Raw genomic sequence first — 11516 nt, forward strand, 5'->3', positions numbered from 1 at the left:
GGAGATTAGAACGATGGAGATAACAGAGGTAAAAGAACAGGCAGATAAGATCTGTGAGAATATATCAAAGGTTTTGATCGGCAGAGAGAAAGAGATACGGGTGATACTGGCGGCACTTTATGCAGGAGGACATGTGCTGGTGGAGGACAGACCGGGAACCGGCAAGACACTTTTAGCAAAGACATTTGCCAAAAGCATCGGAGGGCAGTTTAAGAGAGTTCAGTTCACACCTGATCTTATGCCATCCGACATTACAGGCTTAAGTATTTATAATCGTAAATCAGAAGATTTTGTATTGGTGAAGGGACCGGTATTTACAAATATCCTGCTTGCAGATGAGATCAACCGTGCAACACCGAGAACACAATCCAGTTTGCTTGAGGCAATGGAAGAGCAGCAGGTGACGATCGATGGAGAAAGTCATAGGCTTGAAGCACCGTTTTTTGTTATTGCAACAGAGAATCCGATCGAGACTACCGGTACATACCCGCTTCCGGAAGCCCAACTTGACCGTTTTCTTATAAAGATCTCCATGGGAGATAATTCAAAGGCTACAGAGGTTTCGATCATGGATCGTTTTATGTCTGAGAATCCGTTTGATACACTTCAGACGGTCTGTGATACAGATCATATAAAGACGATGCAGGAAGCGGTCAGAGAAGTTTTTGTTCATTCTTGCGTAAAGGAATATATTGCAGACATAATCCTTGCAACCAGGAATAACAGCCGGATACAGGTTGGTGCAAGCTCCAGAGGCACGATAGGACTTCTTCGTCTGTCGCAGGCATATGCTGCTATGGAGGGCAGAACCTTTGTCCGTCCGGATGATGTCCGTTATATGGCACCATATGTCCTTGCACATCGTGTGATCATGGCAGGACACATGGATGAGAAAAAGGAAAAGACAGTGATCAGGGAACTGGTCGATCAGATCGCTGTTCCGGTTGAAGATTGGGAGAATTAATATGGAGATACTGATAGCAGTATTGTGCTTTTTGGTGATCTATCTCGGACAGACTGTTGTTTACCGCAAATACTGGGATCAGGGGCTTTCTCTTGATCTGGATTTTAATGACAGGTATCTGGAGATTGGCGACAAATCAGGGATAACAGAGACAATTACAAATCGAAAGATGCTGCCTCTTACAACTTTACATGTGAAGTTTTCCACAGCGAGATCCTTGCAGTTTCAGGAAAATGAGAATGCGGTTGTTACGGATTTTTATCATAGAAATGATCCGTTTTCGATTATGGGAAACCGGAAGGTAGTCAGAAAGCTTTCATTTACGGCGAAAGAACGAGGATTGTTTTTTATCAGTGCTGTAAAGCTGATGGCAAAGGATTTTCTGATGTCGAAGACATTTGCGTTGTCTGTAGAAAATCAGGCATTTCTGTATGTTTTCCCTGAAAAACTTTCTAATATACAGCTTGATACGGTCTTGGATGGTATGTTGGGTGATCTGACATCAAGGAGAAGTCTTTTTCCGGATCCGTTTGCTTTTTCCGGCCTGCGGACTTACAGCGTGGGAGACCCGAGAAAGAGCATTAACTGGAAAGCAACAGCCAGATGCGACGACCTGATGGTAAATGTATATGAGCACACGGCAGAACAGAGGGTGAAGATACTTGTCTGTCTGGAGCCGAACACCATGATAAGAGTTCATTATATACAGGAAATGTGTATCAGTATAGCATCCACGGCAGCATCTTACTTTCTGGATAACCGGATTCCTGTCATGATACGGGCAAATGGATATGATCTGTTATCCGGTGAGATGGAATGGGTGGATTTTGGTTCTTCCGGAGAACATCGATTTACGGTTGATAAATATCTGGCACGAATAACGGAAAATGCCGGGATCGATAGATTTGTTGAAGTCTTGAAGCAGGAAGTGACAGATGTAGACAGCAATACAACATATCTCATCGTATCTGCATACCATAAAAAGGATTTGCTGGATGAGCTTGATCATATGGCTGAAAAAGCAAAAAACATTTATATGATAGTTCCATATCTGGATATACAGGGGTGCGATGATATCAGACCTTATCTTCATGGAATGGAGGTAGAGTTAAATGACACATAAGATATATTGGGCAGAGCGAGGATTGCGTTATCTTTATGAGGTGGTAACGGCGGAATTGTTCATGTATACATTCTGCATGATATTTATGAGACAAGATCCGCGGTTTGTGGATGCCATTTGGATCGCAGGAATATTTCTGTTGTCCTATCTGATCAGAGATTTTGCACCGAATCATATATTACTTACCGTTGGACATCTGGTGCTTGCGGGACTTTTAGTTATCTTGCCGGGCACAGTATGGATCCGAACGGTTACAGGAATTTATGATATCGGGTATCTGCTGCCATGTGCGGTAGCTTATGCAAAGAGAGGTTCCGGACTTACAGATATGAGCGAACCATGGCCATCGATCTTAGCAGGGATTTTTGTTTATTTTGCAAGTATCGGCATGGAACTTCCTGTTTTGTCGAACCTGTCTTATATTGCAGTTGCATTACTTATGGCTATATATATGATGATCCGGTATATACAGGGGCTGAAACGCTATATCTCACAGACAACAGAAGTATCGGAGCAATCCATCCGGGATATCGCATTTATAAATGGCAGGGTTGTATTATTCCTTGCAGTGCTTGTGTTGTTATTAATGGGAGCCTGTCGTTTCCTTGATCTGTCCGGGTTTGTAAATGTGCTTGCTCGTGCATTTGCAAAGGTAGTTCAGACAGTATTTGGCGCGATCATGGTCATATGGGTATTTGTGCTGACGCTGCTTACGAAGGGAGGACCGGCAGCAACCAGTCTCGATTATCAGGATACCTTAAATGAGTATTATCAGAACAGTGTAAAGGGATATGATGTATTTACCTTGATATTAAAGGTATTTGTAGTTCTTCTTCTGATATTCTTTCTGGTACGGATATTGTTGCAGGTGATCCGTTTCCTTTTGAAACCGAGAAGTTATGCAGATGATGTGATCGAGCTTATCGCCGAAGAACCGAATCAATATAAAGAACGTATAACAAACAGACGCATAATGCACAGGTTGACAGCTGAAGAACAGGCAAGAAAAATTTATAAGAAGTCGATCCTGCGATATAAGGATGTGATCACACTTAACAAACGGATGACCTGTGAAGATATCAGGCAGGAGATAACAGAGACGGAGGTTGGAAATGTAGAGGGTATTTCTGCCATATATGAACAGATCCGATATGGAGCAGGAGAAGTGGACAACTATGTTATACGAGAAATGAAAGCAGCATCAGTCCAGAATAAAAGGGTGAATAAAAAAGAAAATAAAAAGGGAGTAGTGCAAAAATGAACCAGAAGAAAAAGACGATCGTATTATGGGGAGTCATCATAGTACTTGCAGCGGCTGTTGTGGCACTGTCAGTTATACTGGTGACAAAAAGTCGGAAAAATAATGATCCGGACAGACAGAAGAATGCCGGAACAGAAGCTGTGATAGAGGGATCCGGGCAGGATGCGGAGCAAAAGGCTGAGGATGGCGCTGATCAAAAGAAGGAAAAGGGTGCATCCGATACTCAGAAGTCGACAGATGACAAGAAGACCTTATATGCAGAAGTAACGGTTGGAAGTACATGGGAAAATAACGGAATGACAGCCGCTACAGAGACGGTCACGATCTATAATAAGACCGATAAAGCTGCAACGGATTGGAGCGTTGATCTGGAATTTTCCGGGAAAGTAACGATCGACCAGCTCTGGAATGGAAAGTATACGGCAGATGGATCGGTGGTTCATGTAACCGCAGAAAGTTATAATGAGGAGATACCGGCTGGTGGTAGCATTGATTTTGGATATAATTTATCAGCATCGGACGTGAAGCCTGTTCGTTGTACATTGATGATCGCAGGAAAAGAAGTAACAACTGTCACTGGTGATGATCAGCAGAAAAGTGATGAGAACGCAGAAGTGAAAACAAATACTGGTGAGAAGGCAGCTCAGACAGATGGGCAGTCTGTTGACAGTGATAAAAAAGATCAGTCCGGAAGTAATAAGGTCACAGATACTAAAAACGGTAAAAAAGAAGATAATCCGTATAAGGCACATGGAAAGCTTGCGGTATCAGGAACGGACCTGGTGGATGCATCAGGCAGTAAATTCCAGTTAAAAGGTGTCAGTACACACGGACTTACCTGGTTTGCTGATTTTGTAAGTAAGGACACTTATCAGTATTTCAAAGATTCCTTTGGTATCAATCTGGTACGTTTTGCTATGTATACAGATACAGGAGATTCCTATGGATATTGTTCAGGCGGAAATAAATCAGAGATCGAGGAGCTTCTGGGAAAAGGTGTTGATGCAGCAACGGATCTTGGATTGTATGCGATAATTGACTGGCATATTTTAAATGACAATGATCCAAATATGCATATAGATGATGCAAAGGATTTCTTTGACCGAATATCAAAGGAATATGCTTCTTACGGAAATGTGATCTATGAGATCGCAAATGAACCAAATGGTGGTACAACCTGGGATTCTGTAAAGAGCTATGCGGAAACGATCATCCCGATCATACGAAAAAATGCACCGGATGCCATTATCATTGTCGGAACACCAACCTGGAGTCAGGATGTGGATGTGGCAGCCGCAGATCCGATCACAGATCAAACCAATCTGATGTATGCGGTTCATTTCTATGCCGCAACCCATAAGGATGATCTGAGAAATAAGGTTCAGTCGGCACTTGATTCCGGACTCCCGGTTTTTGTATCAGAGTTTGGCTTGTGTGATGCATCAGGAAACGGTTCGATTGATTATGATCAGTCTGATGCATGGTTTGATCTGATCAATGATAAGAACTTAAGCTATGCGGCATGGAATATCTCAAACAAAGCTGAAACGTCATCATTATTTGATTCCTCCTGTACAAAGACAAGCGGTTTTACAGATGATGATCTGTCAGACAGCGGAAGGTATATTAAGGAAAAAATTGAGAGTTTCTATTGACAAAAGGGATGAAATATATACAATAAAAAAAGATTTTAACAACCTATGGGAGATCATGATTTATGAGAGTAATAGCGGGAACTGCCAGAAGTCTTCGGCTGGAAACGATCGACACGATGGATACCAGACCGACAACCGATCGGATCAAAGAGACCTTATTTAATATCATATCGAGAGAATTGCCGGATTGTACATTCCTGGATCTGTTCAGCGGAAGCGGTGCGATTGCGATCGAAGCATTGAGTCGTGGAGCAAAACAGGCAGTCCTTGTAGAACAGAACCGGAAAGCGGTTGACTGCATTAACCGGAATCTGGAATTTACGAAATTGAAAGATAAGGCAAGAGTCATCACAGGAGACTGTGTTGCAGCGATCGACAGTCTGGAACGGTCAGGACTTGTGTTTGATATTATATTTATGGATCCGCCATATGGAAAATTATTGGAAAAACAGGTGCTGAACCGTCTTGCATCATCCGGCATTGTTGATAAGAATACCTGGATCATTGTAGAATCAGATCTGGATACGGAATACGATTATCTGACCGATATAGGATATGAGATCGATCGTGTGAAGAAATACAAGACAAATAAGCATACATTTATACAGGAGATTCTATAAAAATGAGCAGTGCAATATATCCGGGAAGCTTTGATCCCGTAACATTAGGACATCTTGATATTATCAGACGCTCTGCGGAGATGTTTGACGAAGTTATAATCGGTGTTTTGAATAATACTTCAAAAACTCCATTGTTTTCTGTAGAAGAACGTGTTAATATGTTGTCTGAAGTGGTGTCAGACATACCGAATGTTCGTGTTGAGAGTTTTGGAGGTCTGCTGATTGATTTTGCCAGACAGAATGGGGTGAAGACGATCATCAGAGGCTTAAGGGCTGTAACCGATTTTGAATATGAATTACAGATCGCGCAGAGTAATCGCAAGGTTGCTCCTGAGATAGACACCGTATTTTTGACAACCAGTATTGATTATGCATATCTGAGTTCCAGTATCGTAAAAGAGTATGCCAGCTTTGGTGTAGATGTGGAACAGTTTGTACCAGCAGGAGTTGTCGATCGGATAAAAGAAAAATATAGCAGATAGTATTAGGAGGAAATAAGTCATGGCAAAAAAAGGCATTGAGGAAATGATTTCCGAGATTGAGATTTTTATAGATAATTGTAAGTATAAACCATTGTCATCCAGTATGATTATTGTTCCAAAGGATGATCTGGAACAGATGCTGAATGAATTAAAATTAAAGCTTCCAAATGAAATTGAGCGTTGCAAGAAGATCATGCGTAACAAGGAAGCCATACTTGCAGATGCCAGAACAAGGGCAGATTCCATTATTACAGAATCTGTTGCAGAGGCAAATAAGCTGGTTGATCAGAGTCAGATCGTAGAACTTGCAAATATCCGTGCGAATGAGATTTTGGATATGGCAAGAAGTCAGGCAGACCAGATTGTAAATGAGGCAAATGCAGATGCAAACGAGATCCGTCTGGGTTCTATGTATTACACGAAGGATAAGCTTACAGAGGTCAGCAATTATATTAATGCAACATTAGAGGCTGAAAAGGCAAATTACGATAATCTGATTCAGTCCTTACAGTCAAATCTGGATATTGTATTGAATAATACAAATGAGATTAATGGAGATATTGCAAATATGACCGGAGCAGCGCAGCAGGCTGCGGCTCCTGAAGAAGCTGCACAGACAGCATCAGAGGAGGATAATACAACTGTAGAAAATGAGCAGGATTATAACGTATATGGTAAGACAGAATACTCCAATGATGACGAAGATGACGAGGATGATGATTTTGACGATGATTTTTTAGATGATTAGGAATTTATATCCTGTAATTTAAGAATAAAAGCGTCATTAGATAACTGAATACAGCGCAGATACATTTACCGAATGTATAGCGTACAAAAGACAGCTTTGTATCTTTTAAAATGTGCATGGACTGGAAGAGGGATGAGACTCCTCCGAATGATGTAACAGAAAGGATCAGAGCTGTTTTTTGTATGGAAGAAAGTGGAAAAAGGGATAATTCGGACAGACCTTTTGTTATCTCCAGGTAGCATGCCAGAATATGGAAAGTTGGTATATTTCCTCCACATGCAATCGCAAGGTTATACAAAACGGAGAAAACAGCGACATAGATACCTATAACGGTGATGGTTGTTATACTGTTTTCGATAACAGATGGTGAATTGCCGATATCCTGTGCTGCAGCATATTCGGACATAGTGCCCGTAGTTTCAGAGAGAGGTATTTGGAGATCTTTCGCATCATTAGGAGATCTGTGAACTGTTTTTTTATTTTGTTTAAAAAGCGAAATATGTAAAGAATTTTTTGATAGCAGATAGTACAGGATAGCATAGCAGATCTGTGGCAGGTAGATGATTGCCAGTACGGTGATAGTATTTATCTGTCCGTTCAGATATTGGTTACAGACATATCCCATCAGAAACATAGGACTGATGTTGTTGCAGAGGGGCATAATGGCATGGGCGAAATTTTTTGATATGACTTGATTTTTGTAGAGCCTGCCTATAGCAATCGCGCCGACCGGGTAGCCGCAGAACAGACCGCATAAGAATAACAGAATCAGACAGCCTGCCCGGTTTGGATGGTTCCAGTCGATCATCGAGAGAAAGAAGCCGGAGATTAGAAGAAATGGGAGCAGAAGGGGCACCAGATTGTTATACCACAACACAAGACCCTCTGCGAAACTTTTGGAAACTAAGGAAGAATTCAGGCAAAGGACGATAATAAGCAGGATGAAAGCCGGATATAAGAAGAATGAGCGGACCGATAAGACAGAAGGATGCTTCATAAGGAAAACTCCAGTTCATGTATTCATCAGTATTTTATGAAAAAAGCGTGATTACTATGAATTATAAATTGAAAGAAGTAGACATTAATTAATATAAATCAGCCGGGCAGGCTGGTGGCAGGAATTTTAAATAAGAGAATATCTTTTCAAATAAAAATAGTTGAAAAAGAGAAGAAAACTGAGTATAGTTAAGCTGCTATTACAGGAGGTAGATAAAATGATAAAAACATGTTTTGAAAATGTAAAGATGAAAACTCCACTGGTGCATAATATCACGAATTATGTAACAGTAAACGATGTTGCAAATGTGCTTCTGGCATGTGGAGGAAGTCCGATCATGGCAGATGATATTGACGATGTAGAGGATATCACCAGTATCTGTGGTGGCTTAAATATTAATATTGGAACCTTAAATAAGAATACGATCCCATCTATGCTTGCCGCCGGCAAAAAGGCAAATGAGCTGGGACATGCCGTGCTGCTTGATCCGGTGGGCGCAGGTGCCAGCAGACTTCGTACGGAGACAGCGATAAAGCTTTTAAATGAAATAAAATTTGATGTGATTCGTGGAAATATATCCGAGATCAAGACACTTGCATTTGGTTCCGGCAGTACAAAAGGCGTAGATGCAGATGTGGCAGATGCAGTCACAGAAGATACTCTCGATCCGGCAGTTACTTTTGTGAAGAAACTTGCGGGAAAACTTGGCTGTATCATCGCTGTTACAGGTGCAATCGATCTGGTAGCAGATGCAGATACCTGTTATGTGATCCGGAACGGAAGACCGGAGATGGGTAAGATCACAGGAACCGGATGCCAGTTGTCCGGTCTTATGACAGCTTATCTGACAGCAAATCCGGATAACAAACTGGAAGCTGCTGCAACTGCCGTTATACTGATGGGAGTTGCCGGAGAAGTCGGATTTGCGAATATGGAGTCTACAGATGGCAATTCAACTTATAGAAACCGCATTATTGACGCAATCTATAATATGGATGCAGATAAGCTTTGCAGTATGGCAAAGTGTGAGATCAGATAAGGAGTGAATGAGGCTATGAGTAAGCAGACAAATACAAAACCGGAGGAGCTTCTGCTATATGCAGTAACAGACAGACACTGGTTGAACGGTGCAACTCTGATCAGTCAGGTAGAGGCAGCATTAAAAGGCGGAGCGACCTTTATCCAGCTTCGTGAGAAAAATCTGGATGATGAAGCATTTTATAAAGAAGCGCTTGAGATCCAGAAATTATGTAGAAACTATAAGGTTCCTTTTGTGATCAATGACAATGTAGAGCTTGCAAAGAAGATCGGAGCGGATGGTGTTCATGTCGGACAGTCTGATATGGAGGCCTTAGATGTCAGAAAGGTGCTGGGAGACGATAAGATCATCGGTGTATCTGCACAGACAGTGGAACAGGCAGAACTGGCTGAAGAGCATGGAGCGGATTATCTGGGCGTTGGTGCGGTATTTCCAACCGGATCCAAGGATGATGCAACAGAAGTCAGTTTTGAGACGTTAAAGGAAATCTGTGAGCATGTGCATATCCCGGTTATTGCAATCGGCGGCATAACCAGAGATAATGTTGTGAAATTAAATCAAAGTGGAATTTGTGGTATCGCAGTTATCAGCGCGATCTTTGGTCAGACAGATATTGAGGCTGCCACGGCAGATCTAAAAAAACAGACAAAGAAGATGTTAGGAGAATAAGGATGATAAAAGGTGCGATCTTTGATATAGACGGAACACTGATCGATTCTATGGAAATGTGGGAACATGCGGCAGAACGATATCTGGCAGGAATGGGTATCGAAGCAGAACCCCATCTCCAGAAAAAACTGTATACCTTTACGATTACAGAATCGGCAGAATACCTTAAGAAGAATTACAGTTTATCAAAAACGATTCTTGAGATCATAGATGGGATCAATGAAACGATTGGTGCATTTTACAGAAATGAAGCAGAACCAAAGCCGGGGATCATAGAGTTCTTATCTGCCTTACAGGAGCGGAAGATCCCAATGACAGTAGCGACTGCGACAGACAGGGTTCATATCGAAGCCGTACTGAAGCATAATCATATGGATCAGTTTTTCAAAAAGATCCTTACCTGCTCGGAGGTAGGAATTGGGAAAGAACATCCGGATATTTATATTCAGGCAGCAAAGTGTATGCAGACGAACATTGCTGAGACATGGGTGTTTGAAGATGCTTATCATGGCGCAAGAACAGCATTTGATGCAGGTTTCAAAGTATGTGGCATCTATGATGCTGCAAGTGCGGAGCATATAAATGAGTTGAAAAAATATAGTACGCTGTATGTTGACAATACAAAGGAATTATATAATATTTTCTTCCTTTAAAGAAACCGGTATGATACAGAATTGATAAAAATGTACAGCAGACAGGAACAGACCGGTAACGAAAGTATTTGTAAAAGTAAAGGAGACAAAAGGGTTGAAGACAGTTCTTACAATAGCCGGAAGTGATTCCAGCGGCGGTGCGGGAATCCAGGCAGATATAAAGACCATTATGGCAAATGGTTGTTATGCCATGAGTGCGATCACTGCATTAACCGCCCAGAATACGCTGGGGGTAACAGGAATCCAGGAAACGACACCGGAGATGCTCGCCTTACAGCTTGATGCCGTATTTACGGATATTCGGCCGGATGCGATTAAGATCGGTATGGTCGCTTCCGAGAAGTTGATCCGTGTGATCGCAGATAAAATAAAGGAATATCAGGCAGAACATGTGGTAGTGGATACTGTTATGATATCAACCAGTGGACACCGGCTGATCGACGAAGATGCGATCGGTGCTTTAAAAGAATGTCTGCTTCCAATCGCAGAGGTCATTACTCCGAATATTCCAGAAGCAGAGGTATTGGCCGAAATGACGATCCGTGATGAACAGGATATGGTTCGTGCAGCTGAAAAAATATCAAAAGTCTATGGCTGTGCGGTTCTCTGCAAGGGAGGACACAGTATCAACGATGCAAATGATGTCTTATATTCGGACGGAAAAGTCAACTGGTATTATGGAAAACGGATCGATAATCCGAATACTCATGGAACCGGATGCACACTATCAAGTGCAATCGCATCAAATCTTGCAAAAGGGTATAAGATCGATGAGGCGATAAGAAACGCAAAAGATTATATATCCGGTGCGCTTGCGGATGGCATGGATCTGGGACATGGAAGCGGACCTATGAATCATGGCTTTGATCTGAAAAGCAGATTTGCAGAATCATGAAAAAAGTGGTTGCGAATCTCAAATGACTATGTTATTATGGACAAAGTTGGTGTAAAAGCGCATTTGACACCAGAACACTTGGAATGGAGGTGGCAATATGGTAAAGACAATTATCATGGTCGTATATGTAATTATATGTATAGCATTAACAATTATTGTCCTGTCACAGGAAGGTAAATCAGCCAGTCTGACAAGTTCAATTACCGGCGGTAATTATGATAATTCATACTGGGGCAAGAATAAAGGAAGTTCAAAAGATGCGGTTCTCAGAAAGATTACAACAGTGCTTGGTATTCTTTTTATAGTAATTGCATTGCTTCTTGATTCTAAGCTGTTCTAGTTCATATACAGAATTTATCAGTGCTTACATATATCCTATATGTAAGCACTTTTTAGATATACGGAGAGGT

Annotated in this window: 12 protein-coding genes; all 12 read left to right on the forward strand. The window is 41.6% G+C overall.

The annotated features are described in order from the left end of the window. The first annotated feature begins 13 nt into the window (after positions 1 to 13). The 12 genes from DWY07_RS07445 (at position 14) to secG (ending at position 11446) form a co-directional block, all read left to right on the forward strand. Positions 14 to 964 (forward strand): MoxR family ATPase, encoded by a 951-nt coding sequence (locus DWY07_RS07445; protein WP_242997327.1) that lies wholly within the window; start codon positions 14 to 16, stop codon positions 962 to 964. Between the two features lies 1 nt (position 965). Continuing rightward, positions 966 to 2087, forward strand: coding sequence for a DUF58 domain-containing protein (locus tag DWY07_RS07450; protein ID WP_117822603.1), 1122 nt, complete (start codon positions 966 to 968; stop codon positions 2085 to 2087). Beyond that, positions 2077 to 3348, forward strand: coding sequence for a hypothetical protein (locus DWY07_RS07455; protein WP_117807510.1), 1272 nt, complete (start codon positions 2077 to 2079; stop codon positions 3346 to 3348). The genes DWY07_RS07450 and DWY07_RS07455 overlap by 11 nt, the downstream gene beginning before the upstream one ends. After that, entirely contained in the window at positions 3345 to 5003 is a 1659-nt protein-coding gene (locus DWY07_RS07460; RefSeq protein ID WP_117822604.1) for a cellulase family glycosylhydrolase, read from the forward strand. The genes DWY07_RS07455 and DWY07_RS07460 overlap by 4 nt, the downstream gene beginning before the upstream one ends. 62 nt (positions 5004 to 5065) lie before the next feature. After that, positions 5066 to 5623: a 16S rRNA (guanine(966)-N(2))-methyltransferase RsmD gene (rsmD, locus tag DWY07_RS07465; RefSeq protein ID WP_021943953.1), complete on the forward strand. Its 558-nt coding sequence runs from the start codon at positions 5066 to 5068 to the stop codon at positions 5621 to 5623. A gap of 2 nt (positions 5624 to 5625) precedes the next feature. Continuing rightward, complete coding sequence (gene coaD / locus DWY07_RS07470) at positions 5626 to 6105, forward strand: pantetheine-phosphate adenylyltransferase (RefSeq protein ID WP_117807512.1); 480 nt, start codon at positions 5626 to 5628, stop codon at positions 6103 to 6105. 19 nt (positions 6106 to 6124) lie between these two features. Then, positions 6125 to 6853: a hypothetical protein gene (locus DWY07_RS07475; protein WP_117822605.1), complete on the forward strand. Its 729-nt coding sequence runs from the start codon at positions 6125 to 6127 to the stop codon at positions 6851 to 6853. Positions 6854 to 8067: 1214 nt separating this feature from the next. Further along, the gene (gene thiM, locus DWY07_RS07485; protein ID WP_117807515.1) at positions 8068 to 8889 is read left to right on the forward strand and encodes a hydroxyethylthiazole kinase; all 822 of its coding nucleotides are present in this window, start codon (positions 8068 to 8070) and stop codon (positions 8887 to 8889) included. Between the two features lie 15 nt (positions 8890 to 8904). After that, on the forward strand, positions 8905 to 9558 hold the full coding sequence (gene thiE, locus DWY07_RS07490; protein WP_117807516.1) for a thiamine phosphate synthase: 654 nt from the start codon (positions 8905 to 8907) through the stop codon (positions 9556 to 9558). 2 nt (positions 9559 to 9560) lie between these two features. Beyond that, complete coding sequence (locus DWY07_RS07495; RefSeq protein ID WP_117822607.1) at positions 9561 to 10211, forward strand: HAD family phosphatase; 651 nt, start codon at positions 9561 to 9563, stop codon at positions 10209 to 10211. Between the two features lie 94 nt (positions 10212 to 10305). Then, entirely contained in the window at positions 10306 to 11106 is an 801-nt protein-coding gene (gene thiD, locus DWY07_RS07500; protein ID WP_117822608.1) for a bifunctional hydroxymethylpyrimidine kinase/phosphomethylpyrimidine kinase, read from the forward strand. A gap of 97 nt (positions 11107 to 11203) precedes the next feature. Continuing rightward, positions 11204 to 11446, forward strand: a complete 243-nt coding sequence (secG, locus tag DWY07_RS07505) for a preprotein translocase subunit SecG (protein WP_117807518.1) — start codon at positions 11204 to 11206, stop codon at positions 11444 to 11446. Positions 11447 to 11516 lie beyond the last annotated feature (70 nt).

The organism is Clostridium sp. AF23-6LB (genome assembly GCF_003461085.1).
Classification (GTDB): domain Bacteria; phylum Bacillota; class Clostridia; order Lachnospirales; family Lachnospiraceae; genus Coprococcus; species Coprococcus ammoniilyticus.